Genomic DNA, 23,202 nt, shown 5'->3' with positions numbered 1-23,202 from the left:
GATGAGGAACGGGGGTCAGGAGCGGGGGTCAGGAGCGGGGGGTCGGGTACGGGGGCGGGTACGGGCGGCTCCCGCTACCGCCAGGGCGGCCGGAAGCCGGTGGTGATCTCACGGCCCGTGTGGCGCCACGCCGGCTCCTGGTCCACGGTCCGGGTGGTGAAGGACCGCAGCCGCCGGATCACCGCGCCGTACGCGCCGCTGGCGGTCCTGGAGACCTTCGCCCCGGGCGGCTCGTCCATGAAGGGCATGAACTTGTCGGGGAAGCCGGGCATGGTGCACGCGATGCAGATGCCGCCGACGTTGGGGCAGCCGCCGACGCCGTTGATCCAGCCGCGCTTGGGCACGTTGCACTTGACGACCGGGCCCCAGCAGCCGAGCCGGACCAGGCACTTCGGGGAGTCGTACGTCTTCGCGAACTCGCCCTGCTCGTAGTAGCCGGCGCGGTCGCAGCCCTCGTGCACGGTCGCGCCGAACAGCCAGGTCGGCCGCAGCTTGTCGTCCAGGGGGATCATCGGGGCGGCGCCGGCGGCCTGGTGGAGCAGGTAGGTGAGCGTCTCGGCGAAGTTGTCGGGCTGGATCGGGCAGCCGGGCACGCACACGAGGGGGATGCCGGCCTTCGACGTCCAGTCCCAGCCGAGGTAGTCGGGCACGCCCATGGCCCCGGTCGGGTTGCCGGCCATGGCGTGGATGCCGCCGTACGTCGCGCAGGTGCCGATGGCGACCACCGCCAGCGCCTTGGGCGCGAGCCGGTCGATCCACTCGCTGGTCGTGATCGGCTGGCCGGTCTCGGGGTCGTCGCCGAATCCGCACCAGTAGCCCTCGGGCTTGATCGCCTCGTTGGGGATGGACCCCTCGACGACCAGCACGAACGGGTCGATCTCGCCCCGCTCGCCCTTGAAGAACCACTCGATGAACGTGTCGGCGCCGCCGACCGGACCGCACTCGAAGTCGATGAGCGGCCAGTGCACGGCGACCTTCGGCAGACCCGGCAGGACTCCGAGCACGATCTCCTCGATGCTCGGCTGCATCGCGGCGGTGAGCGCCACGGAGTCGCCGTCGCAGCTCAGCCCCGCGTTGATCCAGAGAATGTGGATCGTGGGCGATTCGTCGGCGGGCTTGCCGTCGGCGTCCGCAGCGGTTGCCGCGTGCGGCGTGGCTGCAGTCATGGGACCGCCTCCTCGGGAGGTTTGTGGATGAAGCCCTGCATTTCGGACCACCAGAGTCCTTGCTACCAGCCCTCCGGCCGGAGTGGGACGTCATCCAGGACCGTTCCGGTGACGCCGGGCCGCGCAGGTCCGGTGACGTCGGTGCTCGCCGGTCCGGTGACGTCGGTCTTCGCCGGTCCGGTGAAGCCCGGCCGCGCGGCCGTGCCGGAGCCGAGGTGCGCCGGGGTGCGCTCCGGCCGCTCCTTGCGGACGAACGCGCGCCGCAGCGCGTGGTACGGGGCGTCCGGGTCGTGGAAGGTGCGGTGCATCCGGGCCAGCTCCCGTTCCCGGAAGGCGGCCAGCGGGGTGAGGCTCTCCCGCTGGTCCCGTTCGGCCTTCTTCGCGGCGATCCGCGACGGCGTGCCGGGCAGGCCGGCCAGGTGGGCCGCGAGGCGGGCGGTGCGGGCGGCGAAGTCGCCCGGGCCGCACTCGATCACCCGGTCGGCCAGGCCGAGCCCGCGGGCGCTCGCGGCGCTCACCGGCAGGGCCTCGGCCATGAGCCGGTCCGCGACGACGGCGCCCACCCGGCGCGGCAGGGAGTACGTCCAGTACTCCGACCCGTACAGGCCCATCAGCCGGTAGTGCGGGTTCAGTACGGTGCCCGCGCGGCACCACACCTCGTCGGCGGCCAGCGCGAGCATGACGCCACCGGCCGCCGCGTTGCCCCCGACGGCGGCGACCACCAGCCGGTCGGTGGTCTCCAGGACCGCCCCGACCAGGTCGTCGATGGCCTCGATGTTGGCCCAGGACTCGGCGGCGGGGTCGGCGGCGGCCTCGATGACGCCCAGGTGGATGCCGTTGGAGAAGAAGTCCCGCTGCCCGCCCAGCACCAGCACCGAGGTGGGGCGGGTGCAGGCGTAGCGGTAGGCGTCCAGCAGGCGCCGGCACTGCGTGGTGCTCATCGCGCCGCCGGGGAAGGAGAAGGTGAGGAAGCCGCAGCTCGCCTCCTCCCGGTAGCGGATGTCGGACCAAGCGGCGTCCGGCCGGCCGGGGTGGTACGGGTGGTACGGGTGCTCCGGCTCGTCCGGGAACAGCGGCGCCGGGACCTCCGGAAGGGGCGGGAGCCGGTCGCCGAGGGCCTGGACGGCGGGCAGTTTGAAGGTGCGCGGCTGCCCGGGCAGGCGCCGGGGGCGCAGCTCGGGGATCCAGACGGCGCCGTCCGCCGTGGCCCGGCACACCGCTCCGGCGCGGGTGGCCAGCAGTTCCCCCGGGCGCCCGCGCAGGGTGTGTTCGGGGTGCCCGCCGTGCAGGTAGTACTCACCACCGAGCAGGACGTCCAGCACTCCGGGCTGCGAGTCGGCGGCGCGCAGCGCCCGTACCACCGCGTCGGTGGGGTCGGCGGTCCAGTCGATCCGCCGGACGCTCTGGTCGAGGTAGGGGCGGGTGCGGGGCAGCACCCCGCCGACGGGTGCGGCGGCCCGGCCGTCCTGGGGGCGCGGCCGGTAGGTGCCCGTGGCGAAGCGCTCCACGGCGAGCAGGACGGCGGCGAGGGCGGCGTCGGCGATCTCGTTGCGGTAGAGGTCGCTCTTGGAGACGGGCGGCAGGGGGCACGGGACGGTCGCCCACACGTCGCCGGCGTCCATCTCCTCGTCGGCCTGCAGGACGGTCACGCCCCACCGGTCGGCGCCCTCGTGGATCGCCCAGTCGAGCGAGGAGGGGCCGCGGTCGCCGACGGGGCCGGGGTGGACGATGAGGCAGGTGTGCGCCGACCACACCTCGCGGGGGATCGCCGTCTTCAGCATCGGCGCCACGATCAGCTGCGGGGCGTGCCGGTCCACGGCCTCGGGCAGGGACCCGCCCGGCAGCGCGAGTTCCACGGCCACGGTGTGGCCTCGGTCGCGCAGTTCGGCGTGGACGCGCTGGGTGAGGCTGTTGAACGCACCGGCCACGAGCAGGATGTGCACGGCGGCCTCCGGGCGGGCGACACGGGGCGCCGACGGGCGCCGCGGGCCGGACGCTCCGGCCGTTGCCGATCGTCGGGGGCGCCGGACCCGCGGGCCGGGAGACAGGCTGCGAGGTCACCCGAAGGACGGTCGGCTACCCGCCACCCGGCCGCCGCGCGCCTCGGCGTACCGGCGCGTCAGCCGGTGGCGGGCCGCGGGTAGACGCGGGACTGCTTGACGCTGCCGAAGGCGAAGCTCGACTCGATCGAGGCGATACCGGGGATGGCGTGGATCCGGTGGCGCACCAGGGCCTCGTAAGCCTCCAGGCTCTCGATGACGACGCGCAGCAGGTAATCGCTGCTGCCGGCCATCAGGTAGCAGTCCTGGATGTGCTCGATGACCTGGACCTGCTCCTCGAAGACGCGGACCGCCTCCGCGGTGTGGCGTTCCAGCCGTATCCGGACGAAGACGGTGATCGGCAGCCCGAAGGCCACCTGGTCGACCGTGGCCGTGTAGCCGCGGATCAGACCGGACTCCTCCAGCCGCCGGACCCGGCGCAGACAGGGCGACGGCGACAGCCGGACCCGGTCGGCGAGGTCCTGGTTGGACAGCCGTCCGTCGGCCTGCAATTCCCGGACGATCTGCAGATCGACTGCGTCCACTGGCTCTCCTTGGCAGATTCTGCCCCCAAGCTATGCCTGAGAGGCAGAACTGGCAATCGCCTGCCCCGGCAAAAGCCCTACGGTTGCCTTCTGGCCGGATCCGGCCCCTGAGGCTGGAGGAGCCACCTTGCCCCGCTCGGCGACCACGCCCGCGCCCATACCGGCGCCCACCCGCGCCCCGGCCGCGCCCCGCTCCGGCCCCTCCCCCCAGGCCCGGGGCATGGCGGCCCTCCTCGTCACCGTCACGATCTGGGCCGCCTTCGCACTCAGCGCCCGCGCCCTGAGCGCCTCCTCCCTCCTGCCCGCCGACGCGGCCCTGCTGCGCTTCGGCGTCCCGCTCCTGGTCCTGGCGCCGGCGCTGTGGCGGCGCCGGCGGCGGATCGCCGCGGTCCGCCCGGCCGCCGCACTCAAGATCGCTTGCGGTGCGGGGGTGCCGTTCTTCCTGGCCGCGATGTACGGCGGCTCCCTGACCTCGGCGGCGTTCGTCGGCTCGATCGTCCCCGGGATGGTGCCGCTGTTCGTCTCCGCGCTGATGGTGGCCGCCGGCCGCGGCCTGCCCCGGGGTACGCAGGCGGCGGGCCTGGCGCTGATCACGGCCGGCGTGGCCGCCCTGGTCTGGCGCTACGTCGTCCCCGTGGACACGGACGTCCTGGCCGGCGCGGGGCTGCTGCTCCTCGCCAGCGGGCTCTGGGCCCTGTACACGGTGGGCCTCAAGGAGGTGGACCTCGATCCCGTCGGGTCGATCGGCCTGCTGTGCCTGCCCTCGTTCGCGGCCATCGCCCTCCTGGTCCTCACGGGAGTCCTCCCCACGGGCCTGGCCTCCGCCGCCCCCACCGACATCGTCCTGTTCCTGGTGGTGCAGGGCCTCGGCGTGGGCCTGTGCGCGGGCCTGCTGTACGCGTACGCCATCCGCAGGCTGGGCGCGGAGCGCAGCTCCGCCGTCGGCAGCCTCAGCCCCGTCCTGGTCGTCGTCCTCGCCGTCCCGCTGCTGGACGAGTCGCCGACCCTCGCCGTACTCGTCGGCGTCCCCCTGATCACCGCGGGCGTGGTGCTGGCCAACCGCCGCCCCCGCACCTGAGCCCGCGCCCGCACCGCACCCTCTCCCGCGCCCGAACCCGACCTGAGGTCCCCGCAGATGCTTGAGCTCCTCCTCCCGCCGCCCGTCGACCCGCTGTGGGACCTGGCCGAGGCGTACGGCGCCGACGCCCGCCCCGAGCGGCTGAACCTGGTCCTCGGCGTGTACCGCGACGACCGGGGCGGCACCCCGGTGATGGCGGCCGTACGTGAGGCCGAGATACGCCTGGCGGAACGTTCCGCCTCGAAGGAGTACCGCGGACTGTCCGGGAACGCCGCGTTCAACCGCGCGATGCTGTCGCTGATCCTCGGCAGTGGCCCCTCCGCCGACCGGGCGGTGGCGGTCCAGACGGTCGCGGGCAGCGGAGCCCTGCGCCTGCTGGCCGACCTGATCTGCCGGACCCGCCCGGGCACCACCGTGTGGATCAGCGATCCGGCGTACGTCAACCACCGGCCGATCCTGGAGGCCGCGGGCCTGACCGTGCGGACGTACGCCTGTACCGACGGCCCGGCCATGCTCCGCGACCTGACCCGGGCCGGCCGCGACGACGTCGTCCTCCTGCAAGGCTGCTGCCACAACCCCACCGGCGTGGACCCCTCCGCCGAGGACTGGGAAGCCATGGCCGACCTCGCCGCCCGGACCGGCTGGGTGCCCTTCGTGGACCTCGCGTACCACGGCCTCGGCGACGGCCTGGCGGCGGACCTGGCGCCCACCCGGATGCTCGCGGAGCGCGTACCCGAGATGCTGATCGCGATCAGCTGCTCGAAGAACTTCGGCCTCTACAGCGACCGCACGGGCTGCGCGATCGTGGTCGGCACCTCGCGCCAGGCCCTCCGGCACGCCGAGACGGCCCTCCAGAACGCCGCCCGCACCCTCTACTCGATGCCCCCGGAACACGGCGCGGCGGTCGTCACCACCATCCTGGAGGACGAGACCCTCCGCACCCTGTGGCAGACGGAACTGGACACGATGCGGGCCCGCATCGAAGCCAACCGCATCACCCTGGCCACGCACCTGACCGCGCTGGGCCACGAGGCCCAGGCGCGGACCCTCGCCCGCCAGAAGGGCATGTTCTCGATGCTCCCCCTGACCCCGGAACAGATGCTCCGCCTGCGCGCCGAGTGCGCCATCTACGGCACCACGGCCGGCCGCATCAACATCGCGGGCCTCCCGACGGACCGCGTCGAGTGCGTGGCGAAGGGCATGGCCCAGGTCCTGGACGCCCCATAGCCCCGTCACACAGCCAGTCCTCCCCGCGCTCGAAGGACCGGACGATGGGATCCCCCTCGGCGGCGGCATGCTCCCGGGCGTGCCGCACCGGCGAGGAGTCACAACGCCCGACGTGCCCACAGGTCAGGCACAGCCGCAGATGCACCCAGGCCCCTCCCGGCCGCATGCAGTCCTCACACCCCTCCAACGAGCCGGGCACGACAAGCCGGACCATGACCAGATGCCGATCGGGCGCCGCTGCCCATCGCGGCTTCCGGGTCTGGCTGTGCGGCACGACTCCAGGCGGGCGGGTTGCACCTCCTGCACCGTGCGCCTGCTCTGGTAACAACGACCTCGAGGGTCACGCGCCCAGCGAGGCCGATTGCTGTCTCAATCAAGGGCTTCATAGCCGAGACCGGGCTCGCGCTGGAGCCCCCGTAGCCCCGTCACCCTGCCCTTTCAACCTCAGCGTCAGACCACGCTGAAGCCCCGCCAGGTGTTACCTGGCGGGGCTTCAGATTTGCACCCGTGGATTCACTCCCGGTGCCGCTGATTGGGCACCATCACCGGGGCGTCGCAACGAATCCGGAGCGGCTCCCTCTCTTACGGGAGAGGATCAGAGTGTATCGATTTCGTTCCCCTTCGAGTCAATGATCGCGTAGTCGCCGGGATAGGGGACCCAAACCCCAATCCCATTAGGCCACGAGACAATTTCAAGCGAGGCCACGTTTGAGATTGCGGTCCGGAGAAAGACCGCCTCACCGTCGCTCAGGGAGAAGGTGGTTCCTACCGGCTCGAAGCACACCTCGACGCTTTCCCCTTGCGCCGCCGCAAATTTCAGGTCTACGACCTGCTCGTTCTTGCTCACCCGACTATCTCCAAGCATCGATGATCTCCTGAGTCAGCACCACGCGCGCCGGTGCAGTCTTTCCACCCTTCCCTGCAAGCGCTGCGCTCTGGTAGAAGTCCTGCAATTTCTCCGCGTCACCCCTGCTCGCCAACCCTCTCAATTCAGCCGGGGAGCGTGTTCCTATGAGGTGAGAGGGATCTCCAGAACCCCAGACGCGCCCGCCCACTTCTTGCAGGGTGCCACCTTCAAGTTTCGGAACGCCGACCCTGCCGCCCGGATTGGTGAGATCGGTGGCGTTCCCCTTGGAGTCGACCGAGAAGCGAGGATCACAGTTGCTGTTGTGAACGAGGACTGGAGTCTCGCCCGCCAGCACATAGTACGTGTGGAAGTCAGCTACGGTGAAGTTGTACGTTACAACACGCTCCGCGTAGGGATGGTTCCCAGTAACCTGAACTAGGTCGCCATCGTCCGTGAGGAGCTTCGCCCCCGCAGTCAAGTCTCCAGCATCAATCCACCTCTGTTCCAGGGGAGACCAGAATGGGTGCTCGCGGGTGGCGACGATCCGACCTTGCCCCTCAGCGCCTTCGACCGAAAGGGCGTTGAGCTCCCTTTCACCTTCCGTTCGAATCAGCTGAGTTACGACTTTCGCCTTAGATTCTCCGGAGACCGGGTCCGTGGATTTGACTTCGTCACCCTCAACGATGTCTTCGATCTTCTTCGTCGAGCCATCACCCATTACGACCAAGGTTCCGGCTAGGAAGCAGTTGCCCGCCGTACCCCTGCCTGTCCCTGTCGGGCCATTGCTCCTTCCGTGGCCCCAGAGTTCAGCCGCGAGGCCGGGGATTTGGAAAGCGGCACTCTCGGTGTTGATGCCGTGTTCCAGCAGCCAGTTGTCGAAATCGCCGCCGTAGTCACATCCCGGCGTTCCAGCGCCACCGTTCCAGCAGTCGTCGTCACCGAACACCCACCCGAAGAGTGACGCGGTGTGGACGCCGCTGCTTATCGCGCCGTAGAACGCTTCTGCGACCCATGTGGAGTTGCTTGTGTCCGGCTTTGGCTTCGGCTTCGGCTTCGGTGTCGGCTTGGCCGGGTATTTGACGCCGCCGCCGTTGGCGCCTTCGCTGTGGCAGAAAAGTCGGCAGCCTCTGGTGAGCGTGCCTCGCTTGGCGCTGTACCGCGTTGCGGTTTCTACGACCTTTTCGGGGGCGGATTCGAAGCCGGGATCGTCGTTACCGCCTTCGAAATACCTGAGCCCGTCCGGGTCGGAGTAGGTGAAGGGGTTGTTGGCGGAGTAGGTGTAGCCGTGGAGTTGCTGCGAGTCGGTGAGGTCCATGATCGGGTCGACGGATATGAATCGGCCGATCAGGGGGTCGTATTCGCGGGCTCCGATGTGGGTCAGGCCGCTGTCGTTGTCCTTGGTGCCTCCGACGAAGGTCTTCTCGCCGGTCCACGTCGTCGGCTGGGTGCCGCGGGCGTCTCCGAACAGGCCCGTCTTGCGGCGGGTCACCGTCTGGGTGGTGTCCGCGGTGACCTGGGTGGTGCCGGTGTTGTGGTGGTCGGCGAGGGTGAAGGTGAGCTTGCCGGCCGTGCGGACCGCGACGTCGCCGTAGTAGCGGGTGCCTGTGACCGTGCCCGACTTGTCGAGCTTGAGTTCGTTGCCCGCCGGCAGGTAGAGCGTGGTGCTGTCCTTCTCCTTGCGCAGGAGGCGGCTACCGGTGGTGTCGTAGACGAACGTGTTCGTCGTGGTGCCCTGGATCAGGGACTTCAGGCGGCCTTCGGGGTCCCAGTCGAGGTACTGGGTTTCGCCGGTGCCGCTCTTGCGGGTCTTGGTGTTGCCCGCCGCGTCGTAGGTGAACGTTTCCTCGTGCGGGTCGGTGCCCGTCTGGGTGACCTTGGGCAGGTCGTGCTTGCCCGGGGTCGGGGGCGCGTAGGTGCGGACGGTGTCCGCGGTCGGGCCCGAGGCGGTCTGGTGCTTGGTTTCGGTCTTGCGGTTCCCGATGGCGTCGTAGGTGTACGTGGTCCAGTACGGGTCCTCGCCGCCGATGACGGATGCGGAGGGGGTGGCGGCGCAGGTCTCGCCCTTGTTGGTCCAGGCCTCCGTGATCCGGCGCAGGGCGTCGAGGTTGACGCACTGGATGTCGGTCGTGCGGGCCGCGTCCTGGCCGTACGCCGTGGCGATCGCGGTCAGGTTGCCGACCGGGTCGTTGGTGTACTTGGTGTCCTCGAGCCGCTGCGGCGCGACATCGCGGTCAGTGACGGCACGCGTGAGGGTACCGGTGTGCTCGTCGTACTCCATCGTCCGGTACAGGCGCTGGCCGGACGCGCCGAGTTCCTGACGGACGGTACGGCCGTAGTGGTCGTAGGCCATCGCCGAGACGAGGCGGCTGTTGCCGGCGCCCATGCTGTTGAGCAGACCGGAAACCTGCTTGTAGGTGCTGCCGACCGTTTCGGCGGGGAGGCCGCCCATGGCCGGCTGCTTGGTCGTCAGGGGCTGGCCGGCGATGTTGTAGGTGTTCGTCCACTTGTAGGTGCCGGCCAGGGCGCCGGTGTCCGGGGTGGACGGGATGGTGACCTGGGTGTCGAGCGGCTGGTAGAGGTCGTTGTAGGCAAGGACCTCCGTGGTGTACGCCGCGCCGTCGACGTAGCGCGTCGACTTGGCCGGCTGGCCCTTGGCCACGGTGTCGTAGACGGTCGCGGTCAGGGTCGTGGCCCCCTGCTTGGCGGCTACAGGACGACCGAGGTCGTCGTAGTCCGTGTGCAGGGTGATGCCTCGGGCGTCGGTGACGTCCGTGACGCGGTCGCCCGCGTCGTAAGTGGTCTTGAGCAGGCCCTTGTCCGGGTCGTTGACCTCGGTCTTGCGGCCGCGGACGTCGTAGGTGTACGTCCACTTGGCGTTGACCGGGTCGGTGACCTGGGACAGTCGGCCGAGCCTGTCGTAGGTGTAGAAGGTCGACTGTGAGGCGGTGCGGGCCGGGTCGGTGTACTGCCTGGCCTCGACCGTGCGCCCGAGGGCGTCGACGACCGTGGTCGTCACGGTGCCGCCCGGAGGCGGGACGACCGTGGTGGTGTCACCCGTGTAGCTGGTCGTGGTGCGCTTGGTCTCGACGCCCTTGTTCTTGGCGATCACCGCGGTGGGGCGGCCCGCGCCGTCGAAGAGGGTGTCGGTGGAGGCCGGGTAGTTGAGTTCCTGCCCCGTGACCAGCTCGGGCGAGGGCGCGCCGTCGGCGTAGTAGGTGCCGGAGGAGCGCCAGGCCAGGCCACGGGTGTCGTAGAACGTCTCCGTGATCAGACGGCCTGCCAAATCGGGCGACTGGGTCTGCGTCTGGCGCTGGCGCAGCAGTCCGTCCTGGATGGAGTGGACGACCGCGTACTTGCGGTCGTGGGTCAGCGTCTTGGACGTGACGACGTTGGGGCCGCTGTTGCGGACGGTGTACTCGAAGGCGCGGCTGGGGAGCTCGGGGTAGGTCTCGGCCGCCCAGTTCGGGACCCAGACCTTCGTGGTCCGGCCCAGTGCGTCGTACGCCGTGGTGGTGACCTTGCCGTTGGGGTCGGTGACCTTGGTGGCCTGGCCGCGCAGCGGGTCGATCTGGCTGGCGACGGTGTGGCCCATCGGGTTCTTCGCCGTCATCGCCGTCGCGGCTTCGCCGGTGGCCGGCGTGTACGCGGTGGTGGTCACCTTGCCGTAGGCGTCGGCGGCCGCCAGGGCCCGGCCGTACATGTCGTAGCAGAGTTGGTTGCCCGCCGCGCCGCAGGTGGACGGGATGCTGTTGGTGGTGTCGTAGCCGTCGCCCCTGCCGTTGATCTTCTCGGTCTTCGTCACCAGACCGGTGCCGGGGACGGTGCCGAGCGTGCCGTTGTCGTAGTAGGTCCGGGTGTCGTCGATGATGTCGGCCGGACCGGTGCCGGGAGTGTCGCACGGCAGGGCAAGGGTCTCGACGCGGCTGGTCCGGTTCAGGATCCACGTGGCGGTGTTGCGCGCGTAGGTGGTCCTGGTGCAGGACTCGTCGCCGGTCTTCGCGGTGTCGCCGGTGGTCGACTGCCAGTCGACCATGCCGTAGTCGTCGAAGTGACGGCTGGCCTCGGTCGTGCGGGTGCCACCGGTGACAGTGGTACGGGTCGACTCCTTCTCGACGTTCGTCTTGTAGGAGACGAGGTCGGGCAGGCCGGGACGTACCCGCTTGGCCACCAGACCCGAACGCCACGGGGTGCTGGACGTCGCGCTCACGAGCTTGCTGGTGTCGTCGCCGTCGTAGGTGGCCTTCTCGCGGACCATGCCGGCGAACTCGGGCCGGTCGGTGACCGCGGCTCCCGTGCCGTCCTTGACCTCCTTGCCGTCGAGGCCCCGGAAGTAGCGGGTCTCGGACAGCGTGCGGGGGTCGCCTGTGTCGCCGGTGCGGGTCTGGACGAGTCCGTATCCGCGGGAGACGGAGTGGACGCGGTCCTCGGCCTTGGTGAACTCGCTGGTGTCCTTGTCCCAGGCTGCTCCGCCGAGGTAGGTGTACGAGGTCACCTCGTCGGGGGTCGAGGCGAGGTTGTCGCCCTCGAGGATCTGCGTGACGACGTACGTGTTGAACCAGTCGAGCTTGGCGGTCTCGCCCTCCCACGCCCACTTGACCGGGTAGCAGCGGGTGGTGTTCGTCGCGTCCGCGGCCGGGAGGGCGGTGGGGGTGCAGTCCTGCGGGGAGTAGGTGACTCCGATCGTGCCACCGGTCTCGGTGGTGACCTTGGACATCCGCAGCCGGACGTAGGGGGCCAGGCCGTCGCCGGTCTTGTCCACCCGGTTGGGCTTCTGCTCACCGGTGAAGGTGACGGGATCGAGGGTGACGTCCGCCGCCGGGCCCGCCTTGGCGGTGCGGGTGATGGACTTCAGCCACATCGGGGTGGAGATGCCGTCGCCCGAAGGCGGGAAGTTCTGGTCCAGGGTCCACGAGTCGACATCCTGGTAGGCGCCGCCGGTGAGGAGCTTGGTGTGGATCGCCGTCAGGCGCATCCGCGACCAGAACGTCGGCGAGTACTGCCCCTTGCACTCCGTGGAGCCGTCCTTGCAGAACAGGTCGTACGGGGAGTCCGGCCAGTTCTTGGCGTTGGCCTCGTCGAAGGTGCCGCAGTTGGCCAGGCAGCGCTCGCCGACGTCGAACTTCACCTGGGCCATGGCCTGGCCGGTGTAGACGGCGTCGGAGCGCAGGCCGTAGTCGATGCGGTCGAGCCAGCCGCCGCGGATGTACTGGGTGACCGTGGCCTTGCCGGTGGTCTCCGAGACGTTGCGGCCGTAGTTGTTGGTCTCGGTCTTCCAGTAGTACGCCATCGCGTCGCCGCCCGGGGTGACGACGTAGTCGAGCTGCCAGCGCCAGACCTGCTGGCACCAGGCGCTCGCGAAGGAGGCGTTGTAGCAGGGCTCGCCCGCCTGGTTGCCGAAGACGGGCGCGGTCCAGGCCGAGTTCGTCGTCGGCGTGGACGCGTCCTTCCAGCCCGGCAGGCGGTTCAGACCGAAGAAGTACTGCGTACCGTCGGTCGTCGTGATCTTCCAGTGCTCGCCGTCGTTGTCGCCGTTGACGGCGCCGGTGAGCTTCTCGACCTTCTCGCCCGAGTCCGAGGCCGGGTGCCAGCCCTTGCCCTGCTCGTAGACGAGCTCGGTGGACTTGCCGCCCAGCGACAGCGTGGCGTTGTCGTTGAACCAGCACTGGTCGCCGACCTTGGTGGTGTTGGTGCCACCGCTCTTGTCGTCGTTGCACGGCTTGTACCGGCGCTCGATGAAGCCGGGCTCCCAGGACCAGCCGTCACCGATCCACGAACCCTGGCTGTTGGACTGGCCCGTGCGGCCGTCGACCGACTGGGAGCTGTAGCCGAGGGAAATCTGCGGTGCGAGCCCACCGGGCACCGACGGCGCCGAGACCGGGTATGACCAGGAGAAGCCCCCGGTCGAACCGCCCGCGCTCCACGCACCCGAGGACTGCAGCGAGGTCGCCTTGTAGTCACCCGTGGGACCCGCGTCGCCGGCCGTCGCCGCCAGGACGGTCGCGCCGACCGCCGCCGCGGGAGCCGCCTTCGCCACCGGTGCGCCTGCGGACTTGGCCGCAGGCACGGATGTCGTACCCGGTGTCGTCACCTGGGTCGACAGCTTGCCCGTACGCGTGTCGTTGTGCGTCTGCAGAGGCTTCTGCGTACGGCACTCCGCGCGATCGGGCGTCGTGAGCGCGCACGCCGGAAGCTCCACCAGGCGCAGCCGGGAGGCGTAGTCACCGCCGTAGGCGCCCCGGAAGGAGTTGTAGTCCACCTCGACCTTCGCCGATGCGGACTGCGCGCTGCCGTCCGAGCGGCCCACCGAGAGCACCACACCGTCAACGCCGGCCTTGCGCGCCGCGTCCTTGCCGACGACGGAGACCTTGACCTTTGACGGTGCTTCGGCCGCCTTGCCCGGGGCGGCGTAGACCGCAACCGGGAGCTTGCCGGCCTGCTGCGCGCGCGGGCCGACGACGGGCCCCTGCGCAGGCCCCGACAGGAAGGACTTGGAGACCGGCCCGGAGGCCCCCCTCAGGTCCACATCCGCCGATCCGGCCGTCGGCCAGGCCACGCTCGGCGCCTTCCACGCGGTCGCACTCGCGTCGTCGCTCTTCGGCGCTCCGCCCGTACGGACCGGCTGGACCGGAACCGCCCTGGGCTGCTTGAGCTGCGGTAGCGACGGCTTGGATTTGCTGTCTGCTACGGCAATCGCGCTCGGGAGCATACCTGAGAGGACTGCGGCGGCCAATGCCACAGAAAGCCCTCTCGTGCGAAATGTTCTCACACCCCACCCCATGCTTCTAGAAAGATTTACCGGCGCAGGCTAACAGCACAGATTCCCGCTATTCGATCCTCATCAAATGGCTCCAATTCACCATCCGACACCTCTTGTTACCGCAAAGTAGATCCATCTGAATCAATCGGACAAGCCGAGAGGATCGGCTCAGATTCGCAGGTGAGAGCTACATATGGAGTGCAGGTTCCAGGTAGAGTCGCGCCGACTATCGGACAGATGGAGTGTGCGTGAGAAGAAGAGAGGCCCTGCCCGGTGCGCCGGGCGGGCGGGGGATTTCACGAATAGTCGCGCTGGCCGTGGCAAGCGGAATAGCTGCTACCGGATTGGCTGTAATTCATCCGCCTGCGGCCGCGGCCGCCGCCGCCACCGATCCCGTCGCCGACGGTTCTATGAGTGCGGAGGACTTCGCGCTCGCCAAGGCGAAAGAAACCGGCCAGCCCTACGAGCTGACCTCCGCGCGGACCGAGGCCTCGGACACCTGGGCGCTGCCGACCGGCAAGTGGTCGGTCAAGCGGCACGGGACGACCGTGCGCGTCCGGCGCGCCGGCGGCTGGGTGGCCACCGACCCGTCGCTGCAGTTCGCGGCGGACGGGAAGGTGAGGCCGAAGGCGTCGGCCGTCGCGATCACTTTCTCGGGCGGGGGCACCGGTCCGCTGCTGACCGGGGTGAAGAACGGCCGGACCCTGTCGCTGACCTGGCCGAAGGCACTGCCGAAGCCGACACTCGCCGCGAACGTGGCGACCTACGCCAATGTGCTGCCGGACGTCGACCTGCAACTGAAGGCCGAGGTCGAGGGGTTCTCCCAGCTGCTGGTGGTCAAGACCGCTGCCGCTGCCAAGCATCCCGACCTCACGACGCTTAAGTTCAAACTCGACACCATGGGCCTGGACGTCACCAAGGACGCGACGACGGGGCTGTTGAGCGCGGTCAACCCGGCCGGTGAGGTGGTCTTCACCTCCCCGAACCCCGTGATGTGGGACTCCACCACCACCGGGGCAGCGACCCGGACCCTCGCCCGTTCGGCTGTGGCCTCCTCGGGCTCGGGGACGAAGACCACCCCCGCCGAAGTCTTCGTGCCGCCGGCCGGGGCCCAGAACGCGCAGATGCCGACCACCCTCACGGGCGGCACCCTGGAGATCAAGCCCGACCAGGCGCTCCTGACCAGGCCCACCACGACGTACCCCGTCTACATCGACCCGTCGGTGGCGTGGGGCGAGCGGCAGAACTGGGCGTGGGCGTACCGCACGTGGCCGAACAACTCCTACTGGAACACCAAGGAGGACGTGCGGGTCGGCTACGAGGACGACACGAACGGACTCTCCCGCACCTTCTTCCAGCTCGACACCTCCGCCGTCAGGGGCGCCCAGATCTCGAAGGCGACGTTCCGCCTGAAGGAGACCTGGTCCTGGTCCTGCGAGCCCAAGCCCGTGGAGCTGTGGACCACCAACCCCATCTCCCCGCAGACCACCTGGAACCAGCAGCCCAACCGGCGCACGTGGCTCGACACCGTCACCGCCGCCAAGGGGCGGCCCGGCTGTGAAGCCGGAAACCTGGAGTTCAACGCCACCGCCGCCGTCCGGGAAGCGGCCTCCAACGGCCGGTCCAACGTGACCATGGGGCTGTACGCGTCCAACGAGAGCGACAAGTACCACTGGAAGCGCTTCGACCCCAAGACCGTCACACTGGAGATCGAGTACAACAACCCGCCCAACACCCCGGCCGACCCGGGTACCTCGCCCTGGGTCCCCTGCAAGCAGGGCGGCTCGATCGGCAACACCAACGTCGGCCTCTACGCCAGGATCTCCGACCGTGACGCGGGGAACCTGAACACCGAGTTCCAGATCTTCACGTCCGGCCAGAGCACGCCCTCCGTGAGCCAGACCGTCCCTGCCACCAACGGCACGATCGCCACGTGGAGCGTCCCGAACGCATCCCTCCCCGACGGGAGCTACACCTGGCGGGCACGGACGACCGACCAGGACGGCGCCCAGTCGGGCTGGTCCCCGACGTGCACGTTCACCGTGGACCGGGCGCGGCCGGCGAACCCGCCGAAGATCGCCTCGACCGTCTTCCCCGACGGCACGAACGGCTGGCCGCAGGTGACCGGCAAAGCCCGCCAGGAAGGCGACTTCACCCTCTCCGCGGGCGGTGACAACGGCGTCGTCTGGTACGGCTACTACACCGACTGGGACCCGGAGGTGAAGAGCACCTCGGTCGCCCCGGGGGCTCCGTTCACCGCGAAGATCACCCCGCCCGGCGCCGGCCCGCACTTCGTCTACGCCTTCACCCAGGACGCCGCCGGCAACCGGTCCGACATCGGCGTGTACCGCTTCTACGCGGCCCGCGCTGCGGCGAAGGACGTTCCCCACGACCTCAACGGGGACGGCCACCGCGACATCTGGAGCAACGACCTCTTCGGCAGCCTCCTGACCTACGCGGGCCAGGGCAACGGCAGACTCTCCGCCATGGTCGCCTCCCCCGAGTCCTTCGCCGGCTCCCAGGTCGCCGACCTCGGTGACTGGAACGACGACGGATACAACGACATGGTCTCCCTGCAGCGGCAGCCCGGCGAGCCGGAGAAGACGCTACGGGTCTGGGAGAACAACGGCCGCGGGGCCGTCACCAACCCCGTCGAGAAGACGGTCTCGCAGCCCGCGGAGAACCACTGGTCCAACGCGGAGCAGATCATCACCCCCGGCGATCTCAATGGCGACCAGGTCCCGGACCTTCTCGTCAAGCATGGCGACAAGCTCTGGGCGTACTACAACACCGTGTACGGCAACCTCGACGACGCCCCACCCGTACTCGTCGGCGGCACCGACTGGGACAAGTACACCGTCATCGCTCCCGGCGACCTCAACGGCGACCAGGTCCCCGACCTGTGGCTGCGGGACAACGCCACCGGCGACGTCCTGAGCACCCACGGGCAGAAGAGCCGGGACGAGGGCCAGGCGGTCGACCTGGGTACCTGGGGCACCCTGAACCGCACCAAGATCGGTACCGGCCTCACCCAGGCCGCTTACCCGCAGATCGGCTCGTCCGGCGACCTCAACGGCGACAACATCACCGACCTGTGGGCCCGTCAGGCCGACAACACCATGGTCGGCTGGCCGGGCAGGGCCACCGCCGACGGCTCCACCGTCGGCTCCTTCGCCCCGCGCTTCGAGATCGACGGAGTCCCCGGCGCCCGCATCACCGCCGGTACCACCCTGGCCTCCGGGCAGGAACTCTCCAGCGGCAGCTCCAAGCTGCTGATGAAGTCCGACGGCAACCTCGTGCTGCTCAGCAAGGACGGCAAGCAGCTCTGGGCCACCCGAACCGCCGGGAATCCCGGAGCCACGGCCCGCATGCAGAACGATGGCAACTTCACCGTCCTCGCCGCCGACGCACAGACCGTGCTGTGGAGCAGCAGGAACGGCGTCCCTGGTTCCCACGCTGTGCTCCAGCCCCGCGGCGTGCTCGTCCTCTACACGCCCTCCGGGCAGAGCCTGTGGACCAGCGGCACCCAGAACCGGCCGGACTTCAACGGCGACGGCTACACCGACATGACACTGCGCGACTCCAGCGGCGACCTGTGGGTCTATCCCGGCACCGGCGGCAGCGGCACCAGCACCTTCGGCAGCCGGTACTTCGCCGGCAGCGGCTGGTGACGCGATTCCTGGACGAACCTCTACAGCACCGACTTCACCAACGACGGGTACACCGACATCGTCGGCCGCACCCGTGAAGGCGACCTGTACGTGTACCCGGGCACCGGCCGGACCGGAACCGAGACCACCGGCAACCGCGTTCTGATCGGTACGGGCTGGAACTCCTTCGTCGACCTCGGCTTCGCCGACGTCGACGGCGACGGCCGTACCGACGTCGTCGGCCGTGACGGCGGCGGCAACATGTGGGCCTACCCCCACAGCGGAGGCACGGGCACGCAGGCCCTGGGCGGCCGCGTCCTCTTGGGCACCGGCTGGTGGCCGGCCGACTGGCCCGCGTTCCGGCTGGCCGACTTCGGCAACGACGGCAAGACCGACATCGTGGGCCACAACGCCAACGGCAAGCTCCTCCTCTACCCGAACACGAGCAGCGGCGGTTCGATGACGTTCGGCGCCCCCAGCGTCTTCGGCGAGGGCTGGTGGCCCGGCGAGTGGAACTTCCTCGCCACGGACATGAACAACGACGGCACGCCGGAACAAGCCGGCATCACCCGCACCGGGGACCTCTACCACTTCACCCCCGGCCGCAACCTAATCGGCATCGGCATGAACGGCTACGACGTCATCTTCTGACGTGAGCCCAACACTGAGAGGGGGTGGGGTCCGTACGGGCCCCACCCCCCTTCCGTGCTTCCTCCCTCGTCCGCGCGCGGCTCGCGCACGGCGTACGGCGCCGGGTGTGTGCCCGGGGTGTGCGACCGAGCGCCCCCTGCGGGGCGTGACGGGCACCGTGCCGTCTGCTGTTCTGGTGTCGGAGGTGGGGCCGGTGGACCGGGTCGATCGGGTGCGCGGGGTGTCGCGGGTCGTGGTGGTCGGCGGCCTCGGCGGCGCGCTGTGAGCCGGCGGGAGGACGCGGAGGTCGCGGCCGAGCTGCGGGTCCTGGGGCACCTGCTGGTGGAGGCCGCCCGGCGGGACGGCCGGGCCGCAGCGCAGCGGGTGGTCAAGCGGGCCACGCACGTGCTGGAGCGACTCGCCCCCGGTGATCCGGCGGTCGTGGACGTGCTGGTCCGGCGTTCGGCGGCGTACCTGCTGGTCTTCCGGTCCGGCGGCGGCGAGGCCGACCTGCACGACGCCGTACGGTCGGCGCGCGACGCGCTGCGGGTCGCCGGCCACGGCGATCCGCGCCGGGCGGAGCTGGTCCTGGGCCTGGCCGGGGCCCTCCAGCAGTGCTACGAGGTGTTCGGTGACCTCGGGGCGCTGGACGAGGCCGTCGTGCTGTGCCGTTCGGTCGAACGCTCCGGGGCCCTGCGCCACCTGCTGGCCGAGTGCCTGCGGCTGCGGTACGAACGGACCGGCGCGCCCCGCGACATCGAGGCGGCGCTGCGGGAGCTCAAGGGGCCCGGTGACCCGGCCGATCAGGCCGATCCGCGGCCGCTGTCGGGGCGCTCCGTCGCCCACCTCGCCCGCTACCGGCGCACCGGCGACGAGCGGGACCTGGCCCGCGCCGTCACCTGGTCCCGGCGGGCACTGGACGTCTCCTCCCCCGCCCACCCGGACCGCGGCGAGACGCTGGCGCGGCTGTCGCTGGCCCTCGAGGCCCGCTACGAACGCACGCTGGACCCGCGGGACCTCGACGAGGCGGTCGAGCGGGCGGCCGAGGCGGTCGCCGCCGTCCGGGCCGACAACCCGTGGCACGCGCGGTACCTGTACGGCCTGGGGCTGGCACTGCGCACCCGGTACGACCTCGGCGGCGACCCCGAGGACCTGGACCGCGCGATCGCGGTCGCCCGGCGCGGGCTGGCCCTGCGGCTGCGCGGCCCGGCCCGGGTGTCCCTGCTGCACCACCTCAGCGGCTGCCTGCGGCTACGGGCCGCGCACGGCCAGGACGCGCGCGACCTCGCCGAGGCCCAGCGGCTGGCGGACCGTGCCGTGGACGCGGCGGGCGACGACACCGACGTCCGGGCGGCGATGCTGGCCGCGGCCGCCGGGACCCTGCTGGCCCGCCGCGCCGACCGGGCCGAGCCCCACCTGCTGCGCGAGGCCGTCGCCCGCTACGAGGAGGCGCGGCGGCTCATCGGCCCGCGCCACCCGGCCCGGGCCGTGATCCTGCTGGACCTCGGGGCGGCCCTGGAACGCGGCGGCACGCCCGCGACCGCCGTCTACCGGGAGGCCGCGCGCCTCGCCGACGCCGCAACCTGCGTACGGCTGCGCGCCGCCCGGGCGTGGGGCGAGAGCGCGGTGCGGCAGCGGGACTGGCCGGAGGCGCTGCGGGCGTTCAGCACCGCCGTCGAGCTCCTCCCGCGGCTCGCGGGGATCGCCCTCCCGCGCCCGGACCAGCGGGCGCAGCTGGCGGCCCAGTCCGGGCTCGCGGCCACCGCCGCCGCGGTGGCGCTGCACGCCGGGCAGCCGGGCACGGCGGCCGTGCTGCTGGAGCAGGGCCGCGCGGTCCTGTTCCAGCAGCACGGCCTGGACGCGTGCGGTGACGTCGCCGAGCTCCGTGAGCGGGACGAGGAGCTGGCCGCGCGGTTCGAGCGGCTGTGCCGGGCGCTGGACCCGGGGCCGCGGCCACCGGCCGGCGATCCGGGCCCGCAGGCCGTCGACGAGGGCCGCCACCGGTCGGCGGAGTGGGAGGAACTGCTGACCTCGATCCGGGGCCTGCCCGGACTGGCGTCGTTCCTGCGGCCGCTGAGCGTGCCGGAGCTCCAGGCCGCCGCCGTCGACGGGCCCCTCGTCCTGCTCAACGTGAGCCCGCTGCGCAGCGACGCGCTGCTCGTGCGGCGGCCGGGCACGGACATCGAGGTGGTGCCGCTGCCCGACTCCCTCGCCGCCGGGGTGGAGCACCACGTGGCGGCGCTGACCGGGGAGGCGTCCGCCGCGGTGCGCGGCGAGCGGATCGGGGCCGCGCTCGCGTTCCTCCGGGAGGCCGTGGTGGAGCGGGTCCTGGCCCGGCTGGCCCCCGAGCGGGCGCGGGACGGGGAACTGCCGGGGGGCGGGGAGCTACCGGGGGACGGGGAACTGCCGGGGAACGGGGAACCGCCGGAGGGCCGGGAAGTGCCGGGGGACGGGGAACTGCCGCGGGTGTGGTGGGTGCCGGGCGGGCCGGCCGCGCTGCTGCCGTTCCACGCGTGCGCCCTGGACCGGGTGGTGTCCTCGTACACGGCGACCGTCCGCGCGCTGCTGCGGGGCCGGGAGGCGGGCGGGCCGGTGTCCGGGCGGGCCCTGGCCGTGGGGGTGCCCGTTCCCGAGGAGGAACTGGCGCACGTCGCGCGGGAGATCGAGCTGGTCCGCGACGGGCTCGGGGGCGGCGTACGGACGCTGTGCGGTCCCGTGTACGGACCGGCGGCGACCGCCGAGCGGGTCCGCGCCGAGCTGCCGGGCACCACGCTCGCGCACTTCGCCTGTCCCGCCGAGGGGCGGCTGGCCGATCCGGCGGCGGGCCGGCTGCGGCTCCTGGAGGGCGATCTCCCGGTCGGGGAGATCGCCTCGATGCGACTGCGCGGGGCCCACCTGGCGTACCTGTCGGCCGCCGCCACCGCGTCCGGCGGCACGCGGCCGGCCGACGAGGGGGTCTCCCTCTGCGCGGCGTTCCAGCTGGCGGGCTTCCGGCACGTCGTCGGCACCCTGTGGCCGGCCGGTGACCAGGCCGCCGCGTGCGCCGCCCCGTGCGCCGCGGCGTCGGTCTACGCCGAGCTGCGCGCCGATCCGCACCGGGTGGCCCGTGCCGTGCACCGGGCGTCGGTGCGGGCGCGGGCCGAGCATCCCGGCGAGCCGCTGCGGTGGGCGGCGCTGGTCCACACCGGCCCGTGACCCATCGCCCCGGAACCGGAACCGGAACCGGGCCCGAGCCCGGCACCGGGACCGGCGTCCGTCAGTCCCCGTCGCGGACGGCGACGATGCCGTTGAAGACGCCGACGTACGCGGTGCCGTCCGGGCCGAGGGTGATGGGGGCCCAGTTGTTGTCGTACAGCGGGCCGGTGCCGGTCAGCCGGCGCCAGCGGCGCTCGCCGGTGCGGAAGTCGACGGCGGTGAGGTACCAGGCGTCGATACCGAGGGCGTGGGGCTCCTTCTCGTAGAAGTAGAGCAGCCCGTTGCCGGTGGAGAGTTTGGGCACGGTCGACGGGGAGCGGACGGCGCTCTCCCAGACCGTGTCGCAGCCGCTGCCGTCCGGGCGGACGTCGATGCGGGTGGCACCGCCGACGACGCTCTTGCCCAGCAGCAGGGTGGTGGGGTTCTCGTACCCGTAGTTGTTCTCGACCACGAGGCTGTTGCCCCAGCTGATCAGGGAGTTGTCGGTGGTCGAGGCGCCGGGTCGGAACACCGGCACCCTGCACACCAGCCGCCGGTCGTCCGGGATGCCGGCGCCGCGGCGGAAGACCAGGACGTTCATCCGGTCGTCGGCGTTGTCGGTGATCGCCACGTAGCCGTCGCCGAAGAGGTCGGGGGTGGTGCCCGAACCCTGGTTCACGGAGCCGGGTTTGGTGCCGGTGCCCCGGTCGTACGGCTGGCGCCACTGCACCTCGGGCGTGCCGTCGGCGGTGGCGCGGAAGCTGTAGAGGGCGTGGTCGGAGACGATCGAGACCCCGTCCTGGGCGACGGAGAAGGAGTTCTGGATCTCCTCGCCCCGCAGCTGGACGGAGCGGATCGCACCCGTGGCCGGGTCGACGGTGCCCACCCGGCCCCGCCGGGTGACCCACCAGATCCGGCCGTCCCAGTCGGGCATGACGGAGGTGACGGGGTCGCAGGTGCCGCTGGGCCGGAGGTTGGTCCAGCTGACGCAGTCGTGCGGGACCTGCCCGGTCAGGTCCCAGTCGTTCTCGACGGTGAACTTCCAGCTGCCGTCGGCATTCTGGCTGTGGGCCAGGCGCAGGATGTGCTGGCGGGAGTCGGCGAGGACGGCCCGGTCCTGGTGGTCCAGGTAGAAGTAGGCGCCGCCCGAGGTGTCCTTGAAGATCTTCGAGAAGTCGAGCGAGGTGATCGCCTCGACGGTCGAGGAGCGCTGCGGGAGCTGGTGTTCCGCGAGCGTGTCGAGGGTGCGCGGGTCGAGCAGTTTGACCTTGAAGCCGGAGAAGGTGCCGCAGACGGTGACCAGGCGGCCGCCCGCGTCAAAGGTGGCGGTGGCGCACTCGCCGCCGAGCGCGGCGATCTTCTGGCTGGTGACCTGCGGGTTGCGGCCGAGCGGCCCGGACCAGGGGGTGGTGGCACTGCCCGCCGCGTCGGCGTGCATACCGCTGCGGCCGTTGGGCGCGAGGAAGGGGTGCTGCGGCGGCCCCTGTCCGGGCAGCGGGGCGGCCGCCGCCGGACTGCCGTCGTAGTGGCCGACCAGGCGGTGGCCGGGCGCCTTGGGTATCTCCTCGGCCTGCGCCGGGGAGCTCCCGGTCAGCACCATGAGGGCGACGAGGGCCGGGACCACGGCGCAGTTCAGCGTTCTTCGGAACATCCGGACGTCCTCCGTTCCAACTCTTCTGTTGACACTGCGTATGACAGTCGCGCCGCCGCCCGACGCTAGATCGCCGTGCCGGAGGAGTCCATGGCGGCGTCCCATGATTCATGAACGCGCAACAGAGGGGAGGGAGGAGACGAGGGAAGGCTCAGGGGTTGAGGCTGCCGACCACGGCGGCCGTGGCGGTCAGGCCGTCGTGGATGGTCGCGGCCATGCTGCTGCTCGCGAGGTAGAAGCCGAGCAGGACGCACACGAGCGCGTGGGAGAACTTCAGACCGCCGTTGCGCACGAAGATCCACGCGAGGACGAGGAGCAGGACGATCGCGGAGAGGGAGATCAACGGATTTCTTCCAGGAGGCTCCGCCCTTGAGGGCGGGGAGGAATGGATCCCTGGCGCGGAGCCGCGAAGCGGCGGAGTTCTCTGCACATCTGTCC

The 23,202-nt window shown here is 71.1% G+C and carries 12 protein-coding genes and 1 pseudogene; 5 read left to right on the top strand and 8 right to left on the bottom strand.

Annotated elements, in window-relative coordinates; translation table 11 throughout:
- Positions 1–74: 74 nt before the first annotated feature.
- The 3 genes from ACIPXB_RS30545 to ACIPXB_RS30535 all read right to left on the bottom strand — a co-directional run bounded on the left by ACIPXB_RS30545 (position 75) and on the right by ACIPXB_RS30535 (position 3,750).
- Positions 75–1,166, bottom strand: a complete 1,092-nt coding sequence (locus ACIPXB_RS30545) for a hydrogenase expression protein HypE (protein ID WP_401455044.1) — start codon at positions 1,164–1,166, stop codon at positions 75–77.
- A 62-nt stretch (positions 1,167–1,228) separates the two neighbouring features.
- On the bottom strand, positions 1,229–3,109 hold the full coding sequence (locus ACIPXB_RS30540) for an enoyl-CoA hydratase-related protein (protein ID WP_401455041.1): 1,881 nt from the start codon (positions 3,107–3,109) through the stop codon (positions 1,229–1,231).
- 176 nt (positions 3,110–3,285) lie between these two features.
- Positions 3,286–3,750: an Lrp/AsnC family transcriptional regulator gene (locus ACIPXB_RS30535; RefSeq protein WP_401455039.1), complete on the bottom strand. Its 465-nt coding sequence runs from the start codon at positions 3,748–3,750 to the stop codon at positions 3,286–3,288.
- 127 nt (positions 3,751–3,877) lie between these two features.
- On the opposite strand from ACIPXB_RS30535, the gene ACIPXB_RS30530 reads away from it, so the two are divergent.
- Positions 3,878–4,828, top strand: coding sequence for an EamA family transporter (locus ACIPXB_RS30530; RefSeq protein ID WP_401455037.1), 951 nt, complete (start codon positions 3,878–3,880; stop codon positions 4,826–4,828).
- A gap of 57 nt (positions 4,829–4,885) precedes the next feature.
- Positions 4,886–6,055, top strand: coding sequence for an aromatic amino acid transaminase (locus tag ACIPXB_RS30525; protein ID WP_401455034.1), 1,170 nt, complete (start codon positions 4,886–4,888; stop codon positions 6,053–6,055).
- Here ACIPXB_RS30525 and ACIPXB_RS30520 read toward each other — a convergent pair.
- The 3 genes from ACIPXB_RS30520 to ACIPXB_RS30510 form a co-directional block, all read right to left on the bottom strand.
- Positions 5,979–6,221: a UBP-type zinc finger domain-containing protein gene (locus ACIPXB_RS30520; protein ID WP_401455150.1), complete on the bottom strand. Its 243-nt coding sequence runs from the start codon at positions 6,219–6,221 to the stop codon at positions 5,979–5,981. The two genes, ACIPXB_RS30525 and ACIPXB_RS30520, sit on opposite strands and share 77 nt — an antisense overlap.
- A gap of 429 nt (positions 6,222–6,650) precedes the next feature.
- The gene (locus ACIPXB_RS30515; protein ID WP_401455032.1) at positions 6,651–6,902 is read right to left on the bottom strand and encodes a hypothetical protein; all 252 of its coding nucleotides are present in this window, start codon (positions 6,900–6,902) and stop codon (positions 6,651–6,653) included.
- A 4-nt stretch (positions 6,903–6,906) separates the two neighbouring features.
- Complete coding sequence (locus tag ACIPXB_RS30510) at positions 6,907–13,455, bottom strand: polymorphic toxin-type HINT domain-containing protein (protein WP_401455031.1); 6,549 nt, start codon at positions 13,453–13,455, stop codon at positions 6,907–6,909.
- Between the two features lie 614 nt (positions 13,456–14,069).
- Between ACIPXB_RS30510 and ACIPXB_RS30505 the strand changes: the two genes are divergently transcribed.
- The 3 genes and pseudogenes from ACIPXB_RS30505 (at position 14,070) to ACIPXB_RS30495 (ending at position 21,134) form a co-directional block, all read left to right on the top strand.
- Positions 14,070–17,330, top strand: a complete 3,261-nt coding sequence (locus tag ACIPXB_RS30505; RefSeq protein ID WP_401455030.1) for an FG-GAP-like repeat-containing protein — start codon at positions 14,070–14,072, stop codon at positions 17,328–17,330.
- A 42-nt stretch (positions 17,331–17,372) separates the two neighbouring features.
- A pseudogene (locus tag ACIPXB_RS30500) lies at positions 17,373–17,960 on the top strand (FG-GAP repeat domain-containing protein); the annotation flags it as partial.
- Between the two features lie 261 nt (positions 17,961–18,221).
- A complete protein-coding gene (locus ACIPXB_RS30495; protein WP_401455028.1) occupies positions 18,222–21,134 on the top strand; it encodes a CHAT domain-containing protein in 2,913 nt (970 codons plus the stop codon).
- A gap of 61 nt (positions 21,135–21,195) precedes the next feature.
- Here the strand turns inward: ACIPXB_RS30495 and ACIPXB_RS30490 are convergent, their stop codons facing one another.
- Positions 21,196–22,713, bottom strand: coding sequence for a hypothetical protein (locus ACIPXB_RS30490; protein WP_401455147.1), 1,518 nt, complete (start codon positions 22,711–22,713; stop codon positions 21,196–21,198).
- Positions 22,714–22,915: 202 nt separating this feature from the next.
- Positions 22,916–23,107, bottom strand: a complete 192-nt coding sequence (locus ACIPXB_RS30485; RefSeq protein ID WP_401455025.1) for a hypothetical protein — start codon at positions 23,105–23,107, stop codon at positions 22,916–22,918.
- Positions 23,108–23,202: the final 95 nt, after the last annotated feature.

The sequence above is a fragment of the Streptomyces sp. NPDC090022 genome, from assembly GCF_044748145.1.
Lineage (GTDB): Bacteria > Actinomycetota > Actinomycetes > Streptomycetales > Streptomycetaceae > Streptomyces.
Note: the sequence above shows the minus strand (reverse complement) of the source record. Positions and strands in the feature narration are given on the sequence as shown.